The organism is Prodigiosinella aquatilis, assembly GCA_030388725.1.
GTDB lineage: Bacteria > Pseudomonadota > Gammaproteobacteria > Enterobacterales > Enterobacteriaceae > Prodigiosinella > Prodigiosinella aquatilis.
The window spans coordinates 3380305-3400252 of the sequence record CP128857.1 but is presented as its reverse complement, the minus strand read 5'-3'; the positions used below and the strand labels follow the sequence as shown (position 1 = coordinate 3400252).

Genomic DNA, 19948 nt, shown 5'->3' with positions numbered 1-19948 from the left:
GGAGCAGGAAAATGAGTACACCACTACACCGCGCCAGTTGGAAAATATCCCTGATGATAGCCTGCCTTTCGGTTGCATTTGTTACCCGTGCCGCAGAGATACCGGTTGCGATTGGCATCTCTGGCTGGACGGGCTTCGCGCCGCTGACGCTGGCTGATAAAGCCGGGATCTTTAAAAAACATGGTCTGGATGTGGATATGAAAATGATTCCGCAGAGAGATCGCCATCTGGCGGTGGCGTCAGGCGCTATTCAGTGTGCGGCGACTACGGTGGAAACCTATGTTTCCTGGGCGGCCAGCGGTGTGGTACTCAAACAAATCGTTCAACTGGATAAATCTTATGGTGCGGATGGTCTGGCGGTACGCAATGACATCAAGCGTATTGAGGATTTGAAAGGCAAAACCATTGGTGTGGACGCGCCGGGCACCTCGCCATATTTTGCGCTGGCCTGGATGCTGGATAAAAATGGCATGAGTATGAAAGATGTGAAGATAGCCACACTGTCACCGCAGGCGTCGGCGCAAGCGTTCGTCGCAGGCCAGAATGATGCAGCGATGAGCTACGAACCGTACCTTTCCACTATTCGTCAGCACCCTCAAACGGGCAAAATTCTGGCCACCACGCTGGATTATCCAATGGTAATGGACACGCTGGGTTGTACCCCGGCATTTTTGCAGCAGAATCCACAGGCTGGGAAAGCGCTGGTGGAAAGCTATTTCGATGCGCTGGCGATGATCAAATCACAGCCGGAGAAATCCTATGAAATCATGGGAGCGGCAGTGAAATCGACCGGCAAGGCATTTGCTCAGTCCGCCAGTTATCTGCGTTGGCAGGATCGTGAGCAGAACCGCCGCTTTTTCAACGGTGAAATTCAACAGTTCAGCAATGAAGCCGCCAAACTATTACTGGAAGCGAAAGTTATTCGCAAAAAACCAGATATTTCCACCCTGTATGACGCCAGTTATGTGAAATGACCATGGAGGAGTCTGATGTGAACAGTTTCACCAGTGCGGTCAATGCTGCGCCCCAAACGCCAACTGCTCTGCCGGACGCCGCGTCGCGCGTACATAATCCGCTGATGGTGCCGCTGAGGCCGGTTTCTTCCCGTCTACGCTGGACGCTGGGGGTCGCTTTCTTTGTGCTGTTTGTTGCTATCTGGTCGCTGGTGACATTCGGTGGCGCCGTATCACCCACATTCCTGGCCGATCCGCTGACCATGCTGCATGAAGGCGTACTGTTGTTTACGGAGTACAACTTCTCGCTGGATATCGGCATGACGGTAATGCGCGTACTGGCTGGATTTCTATTGGCGGCCATTATCGGTGTCCCGCTGGGGATTCTGATGGGCGCTTATAAGCTGGTGGAGGCATTTTTTGAGCCGTTTGTCTCGTTCTGCCGGTATCTACCGGCATCAGCCTTTATCCCTTTGCTGATCTTATGGGCGGGGATCGGCGAAATGCAGAAAATACTGGTGATTTTCATCGGTTCCTTTTTCCAGATTGTCCTGATGGTGGCCGTCACTGTCGGCACTGCACGTCGTGATCTGGTGGAAGCGGCCTATACACTGGGGTGTTCCAGTCGCAGTATTGTGCGACGAGTATTGATTCCCGGTGCCGCGCCGGATATCGCTGAACTGTTGCGGTTGGTGCTGGGATGGGCCTGGACCTATGTCATTGTAGCGGAGCTGATTGGCTCTTCCAGCGGTATCGGTCATATGATTGTCGATAGCCAGGCACTGCTCAATACCGGACAAATCATCTTCGGCATTATTGTGATCGGCTGTATCGGCTTGCTGTCTGATTTTCTGTTTAAAGCCGCTAACCGCCGGTTATTTGCCTGGAGTGCGTTGCGATGAAATACAGTAAATTATCCGTACGCCAGGTTGAGCGGGTTTTCACCGGGCCGAAAGGCGAAACTATCCAGGCACTGAAACCGATTGAATATCAAGTGAATGAGAATGACTTTATCACTATTCTCGGTCCTTCCGGTTGCGGTAAATCGACGCTGCTGCGGATTATCGCCGGGTTGGATGAACCGACCCGTGGTGAAGTGTGGCTGGATGGCCGCCTGGTCGATGGGCCGGGTGCTGATCGTGGCATGGTGTTCCAGAGTTACACGCTGTTTCCGTGGCTGACGGTGCAGGAAAATATCTGCTTTGGTTTACAGGAGCGTGGTGTCAGTAAGGCACAACAAAAAGAGCGCAGTAATTATTATATTCATCAGGTGGGGTTGCGTGGTTTTGAACATCACTACCCACGCCAACTGTCTGGCGGGATGCAGCAGCGTACTGCCATTGCCCGCGCATTGGCTAACGATCCAAAAGTGTTGCTGATGGACGAACCGTTTGGTGCGCTGGATAACCAGACCCGGGTGATGATGCAGGAGCTCTTGTTGTCAGTTTGGGAATCATCGCGCAAGACGGTGTTGTTTGTCACTCATGACATTGATGAAGCCATTTTCATGGCGAACAAAGTCGCGATTTTTAGTGCTCGGCCGGGACAGATTAAACATGAAGTGGCAGTGGATTTCCCCTGGCCCCGTGACTATACCCTGAAAACGTCGCCGGCGTTCATGGCGTTGAAAGCGCAGATTACCGAAGAGATTCGCAGTGAAACCCGACAAGCTCTGACGCACTGATGGAGACCACCGCTAGCGCCAAGCCTGTGCGGTGGAGCATCAACTGAATTTGCTAATGACAAAATAAGCAGTGAACCAAGGTTGTGTCGATATTGTTACCGTATCCAGTGATACCTGCTGTACCCGTAGGGTGTGAATATGGCATAAAGTTTGTCTGATTAAGGTTTTGTTTCGAAACGTTGCATTTATAAGACAGATCACAGGAAGGATTATGACACAACAGGTTTTTTTCCCTGCTACCGTACTGCGTGGGGCAGGTGTAAGCCAGCAACTGGGAACATTGTGTGCCCAATTGGGTACACGGGTGTTAGTGGTCGGGGGCCGAAAGGCATTGGCTGCCACGGAAGCGCTGATTCACGGGCAGTTGCAACAGGTGGATGTGGCGCTGGCAGCGGTGGAGTGGTCTGGCGAGCATTGCAGTATCAGCCAGATCGAGCGGCTGTGTGAGCGAGTGCGTGAAACCGGCAGTGATGTGTTGTTGGCGGTGGGCGGTGGTAAAGCGCTGGATACTGGCAAGGCGGTGGCATTCCAGTGCGCTATCCCGGTGGTGACTTTGCCGACTATCGCGGCCACCTGTGCCGCTGTTACACCGTTGTCGGTGCGTTACCACGATGACGGCCATTTTCACGACCTGTACCATTTGTCCGTTGCCCCGGCCGCCGTGGTGATCGACAGTGGCTTGCTGGCACGGGCGCCATTACGCTGGTTGGCCGCCGGGCTGGGCGATACGCTGGCTAAATGGTACGAATTCAGGGCGATTGATACCGGTCGTAACGACAGCGGGTTTGCGGCGTCTTCTCGGGCCAACAGCGAAATCTGTTTTCAACTGATTAACCGCTATGGTGCTGAAGCCTGTCAGGCGGTGAATGCCGGAAAAAGCAGCGATGCGTTGGATCAGGTGCTGGATGCCATCTTCCTGTTTGCCGGATTAACGTCGTTGATGGCCAGTGGCGCTCACGCGGCGGCATCTCATGCGTTGTATGAAGGGTTTACGGCGTGTGACAAGACCCGCGAGTTTGGCCATGGTTTGCTGGTGGGATTCGGTAATCTGTGTTTGCTGGCACTGGAACAACGCAGCGATGACGAGTTGCTGGAGGCTATCCGGCTGGCGCGTGTCTGTGCGGTGCCGCTAGCGCTGGCTGACATCTGTCCAGACCTGACGGAGGATGAATTGAAGACCATTGTCCGGGCATCGGTAGTGGCACCGGATATGGACAATCTGCCATTTAGTGTCACTGAAGATATGATTCATCAGGCAATTTATCGCGTTGAAGCGTTGGCTGAACGCGCAATCACGGGCTGAAGTTGATCAGAACAACCGGTGTTATCGAAAGGGCAACTGCCGGATGATATACACCGGCAGATGAGCGGTGGGCTAGCCTAGTGCCTTTTCTATACAGCGCTTGAAAATTCGCACGCCCACCTCCAGTGACTTCAGGTCGAAGTGCATGTCAGGGTGATGTAAGCCGGGTTCAAGGTTGGTTCCCAACCCCCAGAATCCGGCTTTTACATTTGGGCGCAGACGTGGATAGAAGAAGAAATCTTCCCCTCCAACCGTGCTTTGGGGTGGGGTTAATCCAGCGCTCCCCAGCACATCAACAATCGCTTCACTGATCAGGGTCGTGGCGTCTTGATGAATTTCCGCCGCCGGGATGAATTTCATCAGTTTGACATCGGCAATAGCGCCAAAGGCTGCGGCACTGTGCTCGATAGCACAGGTCACTTTCTCTTTCAGCAGATCCATTGTGTCGTTGTGTGCGGCACGCAGATCCCAGCAGACGACGGCTTTATCCGGAATGGAATTGGTGACGCCCGCGTCGCACAGAAAACGAGTGGCTTTGGCGCTCCAGGTGAGATGTGGCGGCAAAGGGACGGCTTTTACCGCCATGACGGCATGGGAGGCGGCCTCTAGCGCATTAATACCCAGATGGGGGCGTGCACCGTGGGCGGGTTTGCCGTGAAAAGTCACTTCCAGTGTACTGCTGGCAGAGTAATACATGGCCGGAATGGCTTCACCCAATACACACTCTTCAACCGGACGCAGGTGAAAGCCGAGAAGCATCTCCACATCATCAATAGCACCGCCTTCCACCATGGCGATAGCGCCAGTAGCCAGTTCTTCTGCGGGTTGAAACAGGATCTTCAGCCGGCCCTTTTTCACACTGCCTTCGCGTATGATCTCCTGTGCTACGGTCAGCACCACCGATGCGTGCGCGTCATGACCACAGGTATGGCGGGCGCAGTGTTCGCCATTGATGATATGGCCGAGTGCATCCATGTCGGCACGTAGCGCCAGCACTGGACCGGGAAGACCGCTGTCCAGCTCGGCGACGATACCGGTGGTGCCGCTAACGCCACGGGTGACGTTATAGCCCACTGCTTCTAACTGGTTGGCGATATAATCGGCGGTCTGAAACTCCTGAAACCCCAGCTCTGGAATCGTGTGAAGGTAATGGTAATGCGCTAAAACAATGGACATGTATTGGTTCTCTGTTATCGATCAGCAGAAGCTGAATAAAGCAACTCTCGGGCCAACCATCAACGTTATGGTGATCGTACCAGCCATGATACTCAGATTACCGGTTAAACAGCGCTTATCCATCAAGGTCAGTCAGGTGAGGTTGTGGTTTATCAGCGGCTCTATCCATCATTGCATCGGAAGAATGTTGTCAGATCAATAGACGGTCAGCTATCGCAGCCCGAAAATGAAATCTATGCAGAAAATTCATCCTTTTGGTTGATATCTTTCAGTCCTTTCACCGTGTTTACATCATTACTCCTGTGTGCACTTTTTTTTGATTGCACATCTTTCTCTGTCTCTGCTGTATAACAAGAATAAAAGGAGTGTCACATGAGTGATGTTACGTTACTTCCTCAGGTGATGGCTTTCCTCAGCCGTTCACATGGTAATTTCATTAATGGTGATGTTGTACCCGGTAGTGGTGAGCCGTTTGACGTCATCAATCCCGCCACGGGTAAACCGCTGTCGCAGGTTTTCAGCGCTGATGCATTACAAGCCGATGCCGCGATGCAGGTTGCGCGTGAGGCATTTTCTTCCTGGCGTGAGATGCCCACCTTACAGCGCGGTACGCTGTTGTTAAAGCTGGCAGACAAGCTGGAACAACACCGTGAAGAGCTGGCACAGCTGGAAAGCCTCTGTTCAGGCAAAACCATTACGCTGTCGCGTATGCTGGAGCTTGATCAGTCAGTAGCGTTTTTACGGTATTTTGCCGGCTGGGCAGGGAAAATCAGTGGCGAAACGCTTGATGTTTCCCTGCCTTCCTTTGCCGGGGAGAAATATACCGCATTTACCCGTCGCCAGCCGGTAGGTGTGGTGGTCGGCATCGTTCCCTGGAATTTCTCTATTATGATTGCTGTTTGGAAACTGGCAGCGGCGCTGGTCTGTGGTTGTACCGTGGTGCTGAAACCCAGCGAGTACACGCCGTTGACGTTGCTGAGGGTAGCCGAACTGGCGATGGAAAGCGGTTTTCCGGCCGGCGTGCTGAATGTGATCAACGGTCCGGGAGCCACACTGGGTCCACAACTGATTTCTCATCCCGCTTGTGCCAAGGTCAGCTTTACTGGCTCAGTGGCGACTGGCCATGCCGTTAACCGGATGGCAACCGAGGGGAGCAAACGCGTCACGCTGGAACTGGGGGGAAAAATGCCGCGCTATTTTTTGACGATATGGCGCCAGAGGAGATGGTCAATGGCATCATCGAAGCGGGGTATCTCAATCAAGGGCAAATTTGTGCTGCTGCCGAGTGTTTCTACCTTCCCGAAGAGAAGATTGATGTGGTTTTGTCAATGCTGAAAACACGGCTGGCAGCGATGAAATTGGGATCGCCGCTGGATGAAAGCACGGAAATGGGCCCGCTGGCTAACCGGGTGCAGTTTGACAAAGTGCTTAGCCTGATTGATACCGCGCGGCGTGAGGGCAACGACATTATTTGCGGTGGCCACGCCCTGGAGAGAGACGGCTTTTTCGTCCAACCCACGGCCATTCGTGTCTCTCAACCGGATGACACATTGATGCGGGAAGAAACCTTCGGTCCGGTGTGCGGTTTTATCGCCTATCGTGACGAGCAACAGGCGTTGGATCTCATCAACAGTTCAGCATTCGGCTTGGCAGCCAGCGTCTGGTCGCACAATATCAGCAAGGCACTGCGCTACAGTGAAAGCATTGCAGCCGGCATGGTCTGGGTGAATATGCATACCTTCCTCGATCCTGCCGTGCCCTTTGGCGGCATGAAAGGCTCTGGTGTTGGGCGCGAATTCGGCAGTGCGTTTATTGAGGATTACACCGAGCTAAAGTCGGTTATGGTGCGTTACTAAAAAAGTTAACAGGGCAGGACGATGATGATACTGCCCTAGCTGATCCGCTTTTCATACCATGTTGCATTGACATTACGCAGCAGTTCGGTGCGATTGCTGGCGTGTGTCTTGATGAAGATATTGCGCAGGTGGGTTTTTACTGTCGAAAGAGCAATATTAAGGTGACTGGCAATATGTTTATTGCAGGCTCCTTCGCGAATCATCTCCACCACTTCCTGCTCTTTGCGTGTCAGCCGTTGTGGTGCTTCCGAGGGTAATAACTCCGCGGTTGCCACCTCTATTAACGGCAAGGTGGCACGTAAGCGCATACTCTCTTGTGATGTAAAGGGTTTATCCCGCATCAGCGAAAGGGCGGCGACAATCTTTTTCTGCTTACGCACAAAGATTTCGTTCATATCGCCTATCGCATACGGTTTCATAAACCGGTGGTAATACGGGGTTTTGCGAAAGGTATCATCCAGCCCGGCGAAGGTCACTGGCTGATGGTTGAAACGTTTTGGGTGCAGCGGATCCAACGCTAAAAATTCACGCATATAGCTTTGATGCATCTCTTTGGAAATGCCGGATAAAATATGCTGCTGAGGCATCAGTTGCTCATCCACCAGATAGAAAGCGCCGAACGAGCCGGGAATCAGCCGGGTGATATTTTCCAGACAGCTATAGATGAACGCATCAGATTGTATTGTTAAAGTCACTTTCGGCATTCTGGATTCCTCACAATTTCTTATTGGTTTCTATAAGCGCACCAATTGCCCATCCATAAGCGCAGTCAAACCTGACATCGTAATTGGTTGTATTCGATGTGTTATTGGTAATAGATTGATAATTAGCGATAAAGCCGCGAAAGAGTGAGAGGGTGTGACGGGCGTCGTAATCTGTGAAGATTTCCCTAAATGTTTCCATAAAGCAACGCCTGGTTACCCCGTAAGATCCTGTGGCAGTGCGGCAATATCTTGTGTCTCACCCTGCATGCCAGAGGCGCACAGAGCGTTAAATTCATACAGCAACGCTTTTAGCTGCTTCATTTTTTGCGGACCAAACTGCTCTTCTATTTGCTGATAGCCAGCTTCAATCTCGCTGCATGCTTGCTGGTAAAGCGTGACGCCTTGAGGTGTCAGGGAAGCAAACAATTTGCGTTGATCGTTAAGCGGCTTGAGACGAAAAACCAGCCCGTCTCGCTCCAGCCGCGTCAGGATGCCAGTGAGGCTTGGCCGCAAAATACAGGCTTCTCTTGCCAGTGAGTGAAAGTCCAGTGAACGGCGTTCCGCCAAAATACGAATAATGCGCCACTGCTGTTCAGTAAGATTGTGGCGGTTCAGTATCGGCCTGAAAAAACGCATTGCCGTTTCACGCGCTTGAAGTAACGCAATTGTCAGGGATTCATGCATAAGCATTCCGGTTTCATCAAAGAGTGATCTGAAGCATTGCTGATTCCCAGTATATTTTCTGACTCTCCAACTGCCTAGCAAATAAAACATATCGATGAAAATAAATCCTAAAACATTAACAAGTTAATAAAGTGATCTTTATCACGAAATCAAATAACAAAAAATTAACAATAACGTAAATTTTATATTTTTTATATATAAATTATATAGTTATACTCTAATTGTTTAAGTGATAACTGGATCACAATTCCATAACATTCGATTGATTTGTTCTTCATACCCGATCTAATAATTATGTCATTAACATGTTAACAATAGCGTGCAGGACATGTTCTCGTGTGAGGAAAGACAATAATGAAGAGGTCTGTATTTGCTGTCGCGTTAAACCACTCATCTCAGATCGCGGCCTGGGATGAGGATTTCCATTTGGCGCCCTATAAGACGCCACCCAAAACACCAGTTTGGTTTATCAAACCGCGTAATACCCATTGCTGCGATCAGGACATGATCTCTTTGCCGTCAGGGCAGCAGGTTTTCAGCGGCGGCACACTGGCGGTGGTGATGGGTAAAAAAGCACGCAAAGTGGCCTCGACGGATGCCCCGCAATATATCGCCGGTTATGTGCTGGTGAATGAGCTGAGTCTGGCGGAAAAGAGCTTCTACCGGCCAGCCATCAAAGCGAAATGTCGTGATGGTTTCTGCCCGATTGGTGAAATGAGCGGGATTCAGGATGTCAGTGCGCTGGACATTGTCACCGAAGTCAACGGCGTGGTGAAGCAGCGCTGGTCGACGTCAGAACTGCATCGTGACGCGGCAACGTTGATCGCTGCATTGAGTGATTTCGCCACGCTTCAGCCAGGCGATCTCATTCTACTGGGCACACCGCAGCAACGTGTGCCGGTCATGGCGGGAGACACGGTGGTCATCAACGCTGATGGCTTGCCATCCCTGACTAACCATTTCACGAACCAAGCCATTGAGATGGAACAGCCTGATGCCTATCCAACGCTGTTTGCGTTGGGGCTGAACTATGCCGACCATGCCACGGAACTGGATTTCAATGCACCGGAAGAGCCGTTGGTTTTCATCAAGGCACCTAATACGTTGACCGGTGACAACGCTGTCAGCGTGCGCCCGGATCATCTGGAATACATGCATTACGAGGCGGAGTTAGTGGTGGTGATCGGTAAAACCGCGCGCAACGTCAGTCGTGAACAGGCGCTTGAATATGTGCAGGGGTACACCGTGTGTAATGACTATGCGGTGCGCGATTATCTGGAAAACTATTATCGCCCCAACCTGCGGGTGAAAAGTCGCGACACGCTCACGCCGCTGCTACACACCATCGTACCGCGCGAGTTGATTCCCGATGCGCAAAACTTGCAATTGAAAACCTTTGTGAATGGCGAGTTACGTCAGTCTGGCAATACCTGCAACATGGTATTTGATGTGCCTTTTCTGGTCGCCTGGCTGAGCGAATTCATGACGTTGCAGCCCGGCGACATGATTGCCACCGGCACACCAAAAGGCTTGGCCGATGTGAAACCCGGCGATGAAGTAGTGGTGGAAGTGGAGGGTGTTGGTCGCTTAACCAACCGGATCGTCAGTGAACAACAGTTTGAGGATAGCCTGGAATGAAAAAAATAAATCATTGGATTAATGGTAAAAATGTCAGTAGCGATGACTACTTTACCACCATCAATCCGGCAACCGGAGCGGTGCTGGCGGAAGTCGCTTCCGGTGGGGAAAAAGAGATCCATCAGGCAGTAGCAGCGGCGAAAAATGCATTCCCGAAATGGGCCGATACCCCGATGAAAGAGCGCGCACGTCTGATGCGCCGTTTGGGTGAATTGATCGACCAGAACGTATCGGCGATTGCCGAACTGGAAACCGCCGATACCGGCCTGCCGATTCATCAGACCAAAAATGTGCTGATCCCGCGGGCGTCACACAACTTCGACTTCTTTGCAGAAACATGTCAGCAGATGAATGGGCGGACCTATCCGGTGGATAGCACGATGCTCAACTATACATTGCTGCAACCGGTGGGTGTTTGTGCGTTGGTATCGCCGTGGAATGTCCCGTTTATGACGGCAACCTGGAAAACAGCACCCTGTCTGGCGCTGGGAAATACCGCAGTGCTGAAAATGTCCGAATTGTCGCCACTCAGCGCCGATCGTCTGGGCGAGTTGGCGTTGGAGGCGGGGATTCCGCCGGGTGTGCTGAATGTGGTGCAGGGTTATGGTGCCACGGCGGGGGATGCGCTGGTGCGTCATCACGATGTACGCGCGATCTCCTTCACGGGAGGAACCGCTACCGGCCGTCAGATCATGAAGAACGCCGGGCTGAAAAAATTTTCCATGGAGCTGGGTGGCAAGTCGCCAGTGCTGGTGTTTGAAGATGCGGATATTGAGCGTGCGCTGGATGCGGCGTTGTTCACCATCTTCTCGCTTAATGGCGAACGCTGTACTGCAGGCTCACGCATCTTTATCCAGCAAAGTATCTATCCCGAATTTGTTAAACGTTTTGCCGAACGCGCCAATCGCTTGCGCGTCGGTGATCCCACCGATCCCAACACTCAGGTGGGCGCGCTGATCAGTCAGCAACACTGGGAAAAAGTTTCCCGCTACATTCGTCTCGGCATTGAAGAAGGCGCCACGCTGCTGGCGGGTGGCCCGGATAAACCGGCGGGACTAAGTCAAGGGCATTTCCTTCGTCCGACGGTGCTGGCCGATGTCGACAACCGGATGCGTGTGGCACAGGAGGAGATCTTCGGTCCGGTGGCCTGCCTGTTGCCATTCAAAGATGAAGCGGAAGGTTTACGTCTGGCCAACGATGTGGAATACGGTCTGGCTTCCTATCTCTGGACGCAGGATGTTAGCAAGGTATTGCGCCTGTCGCGCGGCATTGAAGCTGGCATGGTGTTTGTCAACACACAGAATGTGCGCGATCTGCGGCAGCCATTTGGCGGCATCAAAGCTTCCGGTACTGGTCGTGAAGGCGGCGAATACAGCCTTGACGTGTTTGCAGAACTGAAAAACGTTTGTATCTCTTTTGGCGATCATCACATCCCTAAATGGGGTGAGTAGGAGTCACCGATGGGCAAGTTAGCGTTAGCAGCAAAAATTACCCACGTTCCTTCGATGTACCTGTCGGAATTACCGGGTCAGTACCACGGTTGTCGTCAGGCCGCTATCGATGGACACCGGGAAATCAGCCGACGCTGCCGTGAGCTGGGCGTCGATACGGTCGTGGTGTTTGACACGCACTGGCTGGTGAACAGTGCGTACCACATTAACTGTAATCGTCACTATAAAGGTGTCTACACCAGCCACGAACTACCACACTTTATTCGAGACATGGAGTACGAATATGACGGTAATCCGGAACTGGGTTATCTGATTGCCGAGGAAGCTTCGGCCCATGGTGTGCGGGCCAAGGCTCATGCCATCGAAACCCTGAGTCTTGAATATGGCACGCTGGTGCCGATGCGATACATGAACAGCGATCGTTACTTCAACGTGGTTTCTCTCTCTGCCTTCTGCACCGTGCATGACTTTGCCGACAGCCGTCGTATGGGGGAAGCGGTGCGCCGCGCCATCGAAAAATATGATGGTACGGTAGCCGTACTGGCCAGTGGATCGCTTTCTCACCGTTTCATCGACGATCAACGTGCTGAACAGGGCATGAACGCCTGGACACGCGAGTTCGATAAGCAGATGGATAAACGCGTCGTGAAGCTATGGCGTGAGGGCTTGTTCGCCGAATTCTGCCGCATGTTGCCGGAATATGCCGACTACTGCTATGGCGAAGGAAACATGCATGACACCGTCATGTTGATGGGGCTGATGGGCTGGGATACTTATCGTGGTCACGTGGAGTTTGTGACCGAACTGTTCCCCAGCTCCGGCACTGGGCAAGTCAACGCCGTTTTCCCGCTGACCGTCTGAGATCATCGTTAACACAGAAATTGGCATGCCCTTATTGCCGACAGGGACGCCTTTTGCCGTCCCTGAATACTGAATACAGGAGTTTGTTATGCCCCATTTTGTGACGGAATGTACCGAAAATATTCGTCAGCAGGCACGTCTGCCAGTGCTGTTTGCCCAAGTCAACACGTTACTGGCGGACAGCGGCATTTTTCCACTCGGCGGGATTCGCAGCCGGGCGCACTGGATTGATACCTGGCAGATGGCTGACGGTAAACAAGATTACGCTTTTGTCCATATGACACTGAAAATCGGTCACGGCCGGGATCTGGCGGCGCTACAACCGGTGATGATATCCCTGTTCGCCTGTATTCAGGCGCATTTTGCCGAGCTGATGGCCGAGCGTTATCTGGCGTTGTCATTGGTGGTGGAGGAGTTACATCCAGTCCTCAATTTCAAACAGAACAACGTTCATGCACTGTTTCGCTGAAGGAAAAATCATGAGAAATGAACTGCAGTTGTTACGCCATCAGGCTTACATCGACGGTGAGTGGGTCGATGCCTTGAATGGCAAACAGTTCAACGTAACCGATCCAGCCAGCGGCGACGTGATTGCCAGTGTGGCGGATGTGGGAGAAGCCGAAACCCGGCAGGCGATTGCTGCCGCAGAGCAGGCGCAAAAAAGTTGGCGCAAAACCAGTGCGCATGAACGCAGTGCCATTCTTAAGCGCTGGCACAAACTGATCATGCTGTATCAGATGCCACTGGCGCAGTTGCTAAGCCAGGAGCAGGGAAAACCGCTTAATGAATCCATGAGTGAAATTGCCTACGGTGCCAGTTTTATCGAATGGTTCGCGGAGGAGGGGAAACGTACTTATGGCGAAACCATCCCTTCTCCGACGGTTAGCCGCCGGCTGGTCACTATCAGACAGCCGATCGGCGTGGTGGCGGCCATCACCCCCTGGAACTTTCCCAATGCGATGATTACCCGCAAAGTCGGGCCGGCACTGGCGGCGGGTTGCACTGTGGTATTAAAACCGGCCGCTGAAACCCCGTTGTCGGCACTGGCACTGGCGGTGTTGGCTGAGGAAGCCGGTTTGCCGAAAGGGGTTCTGAATATCGTGACATCGTCTGATGCGGCGACTATCGGCGCGACGCTGACCGCCAGCGATGTGGTGCGCAAGCTGTCATTCACTGGCTCAACGCGTGTCGGCAAGCTGTTGATGGCACAGAGCGCCGACACGGTAAAAAAACTGTCGCTGGAGTTGGGCGGCAATGCCCCGCTGATCGTCTTTGACGATGCTGACCTGAACAGCGCGGTCGCCGGGGCTCTGGCCGCCAAATTCCGCAACAGCGGCCAGACCTGTGTGTGTGCCAACCGTATTCTGGTGCAGGACGGTATCTATGACGCTTTTGCCGGGCGATTTGCGAAAGCCGTTGCCGAGCTGAAGGTAGCGCCAGCCAGTGACAGCAAGGCGCAACAGGGCCCGCTCATCACGTCCGCAGCCTGTCGCAAGGTGGAAGAACATATCGCCGATGCGCTGTCGTTGGGAGCAACGCTGTTGACCGGCGGCAAACCGCATGCGTTGGGTGGGCAGTTTTTCCAGCCTACAGTGCTGTCAAATGTCACGACGAAGATGCGTATCGCTCATGAAGAAACTTTCGGCCCGGTTGCGCCGCTGTTCCGTTTTCATGACGAACAGGAGGCCATTGACCTGGCCAACGCCACGGAGACTGGCCTGGCGGCCTATTTCTGGTCGCAAAATGTGCAGCGGGTCTGGCGTGTCGCCGAAGCGCTGGAGAGCGGTATGGTCGGCATCAATGAAGGCCTGATGTCCAACGAGGTGGCGCCGTTTGGCGGGGTTAAACAATCTGGTCTGGGGCGCGAAGGTTCCCGCTACGGCATTGATGAATATCTGGAAGTGAAATATCTCTGCTTTGGCGGAATGGGCGAAACAGGAGTGTCACCATGCTGAATGCGGAAACCATTAATAGCCTGGCTGGTGAGCTGCATCAGGCCGAGAAAAATCGCGAACAGATTCGCCAGCTTTCGTTGCGTCACCCGGAGATAACTATTGATGACGCCTATGCGATTCAGCGCCGGTGGGTGTCAACCAAAATCGCCGAAGGTCGCGTACTGAAAGGGCACAAGATTGGGCTGACCTCGAAAGCGATGCAAGCCAGTTCGCAAATTGACGAACCTGATTATGGTGCCTTGCTGGACGATATGTTCTTTAACGATGGCAGTGATATTCCCATTGATCGCTTCATTGTGCCGCGTGTTGAGGTCGAACTGGCCTTTGTGCTGGCGAAACCGCTGCGTGGCCCGAATTGCTCGCTGTTCGACGTGTATAACGCCACCGACTATATCATCCCGGCGCTGGAAATCATTGATGCGCGTTGCCACGGCATCGACCCGGTGGAGCAACGTCCGCGCAAGGTGTTCGACACCATTTCAGACAATGCGGCCAATGCGGGGGTCGTGATGGGGGGACGCCCGATTAAACCCGATGCACTGGATCTACGCTGGATTGCAGCGTTGATGTATCGCAACGGCGTTATTGAGGAGTCTGGTGTGGCGGCGGCGGTACTTAACCATCCGGCCAACGGTGTGGCTTGGCTGGCAAATAAACTGGCACCCTATGACGTTCAGCTGGAAGCGGGCCAAATCATCCTCGGAGGATCGTTCACCCGGCCGGTGCCGGCGCGTAAAGGCGACACCTTCCATGTGGATTACGGTGTGATGGGTGCCATCAGTTGCCGTTTCGTTTAAGGAGTAAGCATGTTCATTAATGTGTTTAAACAGGCGCTGCGGGAGAAGCAGCCACAGATTGGTTTGTGGCTCGGGCTGGCCAACAGCTATAGCGCCGAACTATTGGCAGGAGCTGGTTTTCACTGGCTGATGATTGATGGTGAGCACGCACCCAACGACGTGCGTTCCGTGTTGGGACAGTTGCAAGCCATCGCGCCCTATAACAGTCATCCGGTGGTGCGTCCGCCGTGGAATGACCCGGTGATCATCAAACAATTGCTGGATACCGGTGCCCAGACGCTGCTGATCCCGATGGTACAAACCGCAGCAGACGCCGAGTTGGCGGTAAAAGCCTGTCGTTACCCACCCCATGGGATACGAGGCGTAGGCAGTGCGTTGGCACGCGCCTCGCGCTGGAATCGTATCGCCGATTACCTGGTGCGGGCTGATGAGCAGATCTGCGTACTGGTGCAGATTGAGACGCGTCAGGGTGTGGAAAATCTGGACGCTATTCTGGCGGTTGAGGGCGTAGATGGCGTGTTTATCGGACCGGCGGATTTGAGTGCGGATATGGGGTTTCCCGGTAATCCCACGCACTCGGACGTTCAGGCGGTGATTGAACAAGCCATTGACAGGATCCTGGCGGCCGACAAGGCACCGGGCATCCTGATGGCCAATGAAAAACGGGCGCAGCACTACCTGGAACGTGGCGCGTTGTTTGTTGCGGTCGGCGTCGATACCACATTACTGGCCCGCTCGGCAGAAGCGCTGGCAGCCCGTTTTACTACCCTGCCGACCCCGGTTATTCACCGCAGCAAGTCGGTTTACTAAGCACAAGGGAGAAAACCATGACAACGTTAATGCAACATGAAAACAGAGAAGAGTTGTCCGGCATTGAACAACGGGTCATTAAAAAGTTATTCAGACGTTTAATTGTCTTTTTGTTCGTGCTGTTTGTTTTCTCCTTTCTTGATCGCATCAACATTGGTTTTGCCGGTCTGACCATGGGCAAAGAACTGGGGTTGACCTCCACCATGTTTGGCCTGGCGACCACACTGTTTTATGTGACCTATGTGCTGTGCGGTATTCCCAGCAATGTGATGCTGGGAATTGTCGGTGCACGCCGCTGGATTGCGACCATCATGGTGCTGTGGGGGATCGCTTCCACCTGCACAATGTTCGCCTCCAGTCCGCATACACTCTATGTACTGCGTATGCTGGTGGGGATCACCGAAGCGGGCTTTCTACCCGGTATTCTGGTCTATCTGACCTGGTGGTTTCCCGCTTACTATCGTGCTCGTGCCAATGCGTTATTTATGATTGCCATGCCGGTTACCATGATGGTGGGATCGATATTATCTGGATATATCCTCGCGCTGGACGGCGTAATGAACCTGAAAGGCTGGCAATGGTTATTCATGCTGGAAGGCGGCCCGTCGCTGATCCTCGGTGTGGTTACCTGGTTCTTTCTGGACGATAAACCGGCCCAGGCCAAGTGGCTGGACAAAGAGGAAAAACAGGCACTACAGAACATGATCGACCAGGAACGGGAGACGGTAGCGCCGACGCCACATGTATCGCGCCGTATGTGGCGGGATGTGTTGACCCCGACGGTATTAATGTACACGCTGGCTTATTTTTGCCTGACCAATACCCTAAGCGCCATTAACATCTGGACGCCGCAGATCCTGCAAAGTTTTAATCGAGGGAGTAGCAATATCGTCATTGGCCTGCTCGCGGCCATTCCGCAATTCTGCACTATTCTCGGTATGGTCTGGTGGAGCCGACGTTCCGATCGCTTGAAAGAGCGCAAACGCCACACCATCGTGCCATATCTGTTTGCCGCCGCCGGTTGGCTGCTGGCTTCCGCCACTTCGCACAATATGGTGCAGTTGCTGGGCATTATCATGGCTTCGGCAGGATCGTTCACCGCCATGGCGATCTTCTGGACCACGCCGGACCAGGTGATCAGTTTCAAAGCACGCGCGGTAGCGCTGGCGGTGATTAATGCTGTCGGTAATGTCGGGTCTGCACTCAGTCCTTTGCTGATCGGTATCCTGCGTGATGCCACCGGCAGCTTCAATTCCGGACTATGGTTTGTCGCCGGATTGCTCGTCGTCGGGGCGTTGGTGGTATCACGCATTCCGATGTCTGCAGGAAGGCCGCAAACGCAGACGGTGATGTTGTCTACACGCAATGTGGGAGGTAGCGATAATGCCGACAACAATGCCGCAACACTTTGAAAATATCGATATCAGCAAAGAGTACGATGCCCGTTACGGTAATGATGATGTTCATTATGAAACCTTTGCCCGTCTGGCAGCGTTTTTTGGGCGCGATATGCGCCCACACTGGCATGATCGTTATTTTCAACTGCATTTTCTGGCAACGGGGGAAATTACCCTGCAACTGGAGGATCATTTTTATGCAGTAAAAGCACCGTTGTTTGTGTTGACTCCCCCCTCAGTGCCCCATGCGTTTTTCACCGAGCCGGATAGTGATGGTCATGTTTTAACGGTGCGGCAGGAGCTGATCTGGCCGTTGATAGAGACATTATGGCCGGGTAGTGGTAGTGCCATTAATATGCGAGGCATTTGCCTGTCGTTGGAGTCGTCGCCACAAACATTGGAGGCGTTGAATCATTATTGGCCGCTGATAGCCCATGAGTTTCAACATCAACAGCCAGGGCGCGACACACTACTATCCTCACTGGCGCTGGCGATATTTACGTTATTGCTGCGGGAGGCTCCTCCCAATGATCATTCCGTTTGTAGTGTGCGTGGAGAAATGAAGCTGTTCCAGCGTTTCAATCGTCTGGTTGACGATCATTTCCGTGATCACTTTACAGTGTCCGATTATTCGCAGCATTTGGGCATCAGTGAGTCACGCCTGACGGAGTTGTGTAAGCGTTTTGCCAATCAACCTCCTAAGCGCCTGATTTTTGAACGTGTACTGCGCGATGCAAAGCGTCTATTGCTGTATAGCTCGCAAAGCGTTCATCAAATTGCTTTCACGCTGGGTTATAAAGATCCGGCCTATTTCGCACGGTTTTTTAATCGAATGGAAGGTTGTGCGCCAAGTAAATATCGCCATCGCTGAGTCTTGCGCCGGGCGGTTCTGGTTGGTTAACCCGCTGTTCTTTTTTATTACTTTTGATCCCGATCGCAAATTACATATCTATCGTTTAATCCTGGTGAAAAGTACCGGTAATCGCCTGAAACGTCTCTTCCTCCTGGTCCTGTACAGCGGTTAAATCGGTTAACAGAAAACAAACATCGAATTAACAAATTGGCCGTTGTTTGTTCCTTTTTACTGAGAAGACATGAGGTAGATATGAAGCCTGAAGCACATCGCGCTGCCACCAATCGACCGTTTACCGGTGACGAGTATTTAAAGAGCCTACAGGATGGGCGTGAAATTTATATTTACGGCGAGCGGGTGAAAGACGTCACCACACACCCAGCGTTCCGTAATGCCGCAGGTTCTGTCGCTGCCTTATATGACGCGCTGCATGCACCGGAAACACATGACAACCTGTGCTGGCAAACGGATACGGGTAACGGCGGTTACACTCACCGCACGTTCCGTTTTGCCCGTTCGGCTGAAGAGATTCGTCAACAGCGCGATGCTATTGCGGATTGGTCACGCCTTAGCTACGGCTGGATGGGGCGCACGCCTGACTACAAAGCGGCTTTTGGTTGCTCACTGGGTGCCAACCCGGAATTTTATGGCGAATATGCGGACAACGCGCGTACCTGGTACAAACGCATTCAGGAAGCCGGTCTTTATTTTAACCACGCTATCGTCAACCCACCCATCGACCGCCATAAACCGGCGGATGAGGTGAAAGATGTGTATGTGCAGGTGGAGAAAGAGACCGATGCAGGCATCATCGTCAGTGGCGCCAAGGTTGTCGCCACCAATTCGGCGTTGACCCACTACAACTTCATTGGCTTTGGTTCCGCGCAGGTGATGGGGGACGATCCTGGTTTTGCCCTGATGTTTATCGCTCCGATGGATGCTGATGGTGTGAAGCTGATTTCCCGCGCATCCTATGAACTGGTCGCTGGCGTTACCGGTACACCGTTTGACTACCCGCTCTCTAGCCGCTTTGATGAAAACGACGCGATTCTGGTGCTGGATAAGGTGTTGATCCCGTGGGAGAACGTACTGATCTATCGCGATTTTGATCGTTGTCGTCGCTGGAGTGTGGAAGCAGGATTTGCCCGTCTCTATCCGATGCAGGCGTGTGTGCGTCTGGCGGTGAAACTCGATTTTATCACCGCGTTGTTTCAGAAAAGCCTGGAGTGTACCGGTGTGTTGGAGTTCCGAGGCGTACAGGCTGCCTTGGGGGAAGTCGTGGCGTGGCGCAATCTGTTCTGGTCATTGAGTGATGCCATGTGGGCTGAAGCCAAGGACTGGAAGAATGGTGCCTGGTTACCGGATATGCAGGCAATGCAGACCTATCGGGTGCTGGCGCCGATGGCTTACAGCAAAATCAAAAACATCATTGAGAGTAATGTCACCAGTGGCCTGATCTATCTTCCATCCAGTGTACGTGACCTGAACAACCCAGAAATCGACCGCTATCTGGCTCAGTATGTGCGCGGCTCCAATGGGATGGATCACGAGCAGCGGATCAAGATCCTCAAACTGATGTGGGATGCCATGGGCAGCGAATTTGGTGGTCGCCATGAACTCTATGAAATCAACTATGCCGGTAGTCAGGATGAAGTCCGTCTGCAATGCCTGCGTCACGCACAGGGTTCCGGCAACATGAAGAGCATGATGGATATGGTAGAGCGCTGTCTGGCGGATTATGACCGCGACGGCTGGACCATACCGCATCTTCACAACAATACCGATATCAACCAGCTTGATCGATTGCTGAAATAACGGGAGGTTCC

The 19948-nt window shown here is 52.9% G+C and carries 17 protein-coding genes and 1 pseudogene; 15 read left to right on the top strand and 3 right to left on the bottom strand.

Annotated elements, in window-relative coordinates:
• Positions 1–11: 11 nt before the first annotated feature.
• From PCO85_15760 to PCO85_15745, 4 genes are all read left to right on the top strand, one after another.
• The gene (locus tag PCO85_15760; protein ID WJV52671.1) at positions 12–974 is read left to right on the top strand and encodes an ABC transporter substrate-binding protein; all 963 of its coding nucleotides are present in this window, start codon (positions 12–14) and stop codon (positions 972–974) included.
• Positions 975–1078: 104 nt separating this feature from the next.
• Positions 1079–1855, top strand: a complete 777-nt coding sequence (locus PCO85_15755) for an ABC transporter permease (protein WJV56106.1) — start codon at positions 1079–1081, stop codon at positions 1853–1855.
• Complete coding sequence (locus tag PCO85_15750; GenBank protein WJV52670.1) at positions 1852–2637, top strand: ABC transporter ATP-binding protein; 786 nt, start codon at positions 1852–1854, stop codon at positions 2635–2637. The genes PCO85_15755 and PCO85_15750 overlap by 4 nt, the downstream gene beginning before the upstream one ends.
• A gap of 211 nt (positions 2638–2848) precedes the next feature.
• Positions 2849–3940, top strand: a complete 1092-nt coding sequence (locus tag PCO85_15745; GenBank protein WJV52669.1) for an iron-containing alcohol dehydrogenase family protein — start codon at positions 2849–2851, stop codon at positions 3938–3940.
• Between the two features lie 72 nt (positions 3941–4012).
• Here PCO85_15745 and PCO85_15740 read toward each other — a convergent pair whose 3' ends face one another.
• Complete coding sequence (locus PCO85_15740) at positions 4013–5116, bottom strand: M20 peptidase aminoacylase family protein (protein ID WJV52668.1); 1104 nt, start codon at positions 5114–5116, stop codon at positions 4013–4015.
• Positions 5117–5488: 372 nt separating this feature from the next.
• On the opposite strand from PCO85_15740, the pseudogene PCO85_15735 reads away from it, so the two are divergent.
• A pseudogene (locus PCO85_15735) lies at positions 5489–6972 on the top strand (aldehyde dehydrogenase family protein).
• 35 nt (positions 6973–7007) lie between these two features.
• On the opposite strand, the gene PCO85_15730 reads toward PCO85_15735, so the two are convergent.
• Positions 7008–7676 (bottom strand): LuxR C-terminal-related transcriptional regulator, encoded by a 669-nt coding sequence (locus tag PCO85_15730; GenBank protein ID WJV52667.1) that lies wholly within the window; start codon positions 7674–7676, stop codon positions 7008–7010.
• Between the two features lie 213 nt (positions 7677–7889).
• Entirely contained in the window at positions 7890–8360 is a 471-nt protein-coding gene (hpaR, locus tag PCO85_15725; protein ID WJV52666.1) for a homoprotocatechuate degradation operon regulator HpaR, read from the bottom strand.
• Positions 8361–8714: 354 nt separating this feature from the next.
• Here hpaR and PCO85_15720 point away from each other — a divergent pair, with 354 nt between their 5' ends.
• The 10 genes from PCO85_15720 to hpaB all read left to right on the top strand — a co-directional run bounded on the left by PCO85_15720 (position 8715) and on the right by hpaB (position 19937).
• The gene (locus tag PCO85_15720) at positions 8715–9998 is read left to right on the top strand and encodes a fumarylacetoacetate hydrolase family protein (GenBank protein ID WJV52665.1); all 1284 of its coding nucleotides are present in this window, start codon (positions 8715–8717) and stop codon (positions 9996–9998) included.
• Entirely contained in the window at positions 9995–11449 is a 1455-nt protein-coding gene (hpaE, locus tag PCO85_15715; GenBank protein WJV52664.1) for a 5-carboxymethyl-2-hydroxymuconate semialdehyde dehydrogenase, read from the top strand. The genes PCO85_15720 and hpaE overlap by 4 nt, the downstream gene beginning before the upstream one ends.
• A gap of 9 nt (positions 11450–11458) precedes the next feature.
• Entirely contained in the window at positions 11459–12310 is an 852-nt protein-coding gene (hpaD, locus tag PCO85_15710; protein ID WJV52663.1) for a 3,4-dihydroxyphenylacetate 2,3-dioxygenase, read from the top strand.
• Positions 12311–12398: 88 nt separating this feature from the next.
• On the top strand, positions 12399–12779 hold the full coding sequence (locus PCO85_15705; GenBank protein ID WJV52662.1) for a 5-carboxymethyl-2-hydroxymuconate Delta-isomerase: 381 nt from the start codon (positions 12399–12401) through the stop codon (positions 12777–12779).
• Positions 12780–12789: 10 nt separating this feature from the next.
• Positions 12790–14265, top strand: coding sequence for an NAD-dependent succinate-semialdehyde dehydrogenase (locus PCO85_15700; protein ID WJV52661.1), 1476 nt, complete (start codon positions 12790–12792; stop codon positions 14263–14265).
• A complete protein-coding gene (hpaH, locus tag PCO85_15695) occupies positions 14259–15062 on the top strand; it encodes a 2-oxo-hepta-3-ene-1,7-dioic acid hydratase (protein WJV52660.1) in 804 nt (267 codons plus the stop codon). The genes PCO85_15700 and hpaH overlap by 7 nt, the downstream gene beginning before the upstream one ends.
• Positions 15063–15071: 9 nt before the next feature.
• Positions 15072–15872, top strand: a complete 801-nt coding sequence (hpaI, locus tag PCO85_15690; GenBank protein WJV52659.1) for a 4-hydroxy-2-oxoheptanedioate aldolase — start codon at positions 15072–15074, stop codon at positions 15870–15872.
• 17 nt (positions 15873–15889) lie between these two features.
• Complete coding sequence (gene hpaX / locus PCO85_15685; GenBank protein ID WJV52658.1) at positions 15890–17284, top strand: 4-hydroxyphenylacetate permease; 1395 nt, start codon at positions 15890–15892, stop codon at positions 17282–17284.
• Positions 17256–18140: a 4-hydroxyphenylacetate catabolism regulatory protein HpaA gene (gene hpaA, locus PCO85_15680; GenBank protein WJV52657.1), complete on the top strand. Its 885-nt coding sequence runs from the start codon at positions 17256–17258 to the stop codon at positions 18138–18140. The genes hpaX and hpaA overlap by 29 nt, the downstream gene beginning before the upstream one ends.
• Before the next feature lie 234 nt (positions 18141–18374).
• Positions 18375–19937, top strand: a complete 1563-nt coding sequence (gene hpaB, locus PCO85_15675; protein ID WJV52656.1) for a 4-hydroxyphenylacetate 3-monooxygenase, oxygenase component — start codon at positions 18375–18377, stop codon at positions 19935–19937.
• Positions 19938–19948 lie beyond the last annotated feature (11 nt).

Excerpts from the sequence above, each read along its gene's own strand:
- PCO85_15720 (WJV52665.1), top strand. The coding sequence starts at position 8,715 with ATGAAGAGGTCTGTATTTGCTGTCGCGTTAAACCACTCATCTCAGATC.
- hpaH (WJV52660.1), top strand. The coding sequence starts at position 14,259 with ATGCTGAATGCGGAAACCATTAATAGCCTGGCTGGTGAGCTGCATCAG.
- PCO85_15755 (WJV56106.1), top strand. The coding sequence starts at position 1,079 with ATGGTGCCGCTGAGGCCGGTTTCTTCCCGTCTACGCTGGACGCTGGGG.
- PCO85_15745 (WJV52669.1), top strand. The coding sequence starts at position 2,849 with ATGACACAACAGGTTTTTTTCCCTGCTACCGTACTGCGTGGGGCAGGT.
- PCO85_15730 (WJV52667.1), bottom strand. The coding sequence starts at position 7,676 with ATGCCGAAAGTGACTTTAACAATACAATCTGATGCGTTCATCTATAGC.
- PCO85_15740 (WJV52668.1), bottom strand. The coding sequence starts at position 5,116 with ATGTCCATTGTTTTAGCGCATTACCATTACCTTCACACGATTCCAGAG.
- PCO85_15760 (WJV52671.1), top strand. The coding sequence starts at position 12 with ATGAGTACACCACTACACCGCGCCAGTTGGAAAATATCCCTGATGATA.
- hpaA (WJV52657.1), top strand. The coding sequence starts at position 17,256 with ATGCCGACAACAATGCCGCAACACTTTGAAAATATCGATATCAGCAAA.
- hpaX (WJV52658.1), top strand. The coding sequence starts at position 15,890 with ATGACAACGTTAATGCAACATGAAAACAGAGAAGAGTTGTCCGGCATT.
- hpaD (WJV52663.1), top strand. The coding sequence starts at position 11,459 with ATGGGCAAGTTAGCGTTAGCAGCAAAAATTACCCACGTTCCTTCGATG.
- hpaE (WJV52664.1), top strand. The coding sequence starts at position 9,995 with ATGAAAAAAATAAATCATTGGATTAATGGTAAAAATGTCAGTAGCGAT.
- PCO85_15700 (WJV52661.1), top strand. The coding sequence starts at position 12,790 with ATGAGAAATGAACTGCAGTTGTTACGCCATCAGGCTTACATCGACGGT.
- hpaI (WJV52659.1), top strand. The coding sequence starts at position 15,072 with ATGTTCATTAATGTGTTTAAACAGGCGCTGCGGGAGAAGCAGCCACAG.
- hpaR (WJV52666.1), bottom strand. The coding sequence starts at position 8,360 with ATGCATGAATCCCTGACAATTGCGTTACTTCAAGCGCGTGAAACGGCA.
- PCO85_15750 (WJV52670.1), top strand. The coding sequence starts at position 1,852 with ATGAAATACAGTAAATTATCCGTACGCCAGGTTGAGCGGGTTTTCACC.
- PCO85_15705 (WJV52662.1), top strand. The coding sequence starts at position 12,399 with ATGCCCCATTTTGTGACGGAATGTACCGAAAATATTCGTCAGCAGGCA.
- hpaB (WJV52656.1), top strand. The coding sequence starts at position 18,375 with ATGAAGCCTGAAGCACATCGCGCTGCCACCAATCGACCGTTTACCGGT.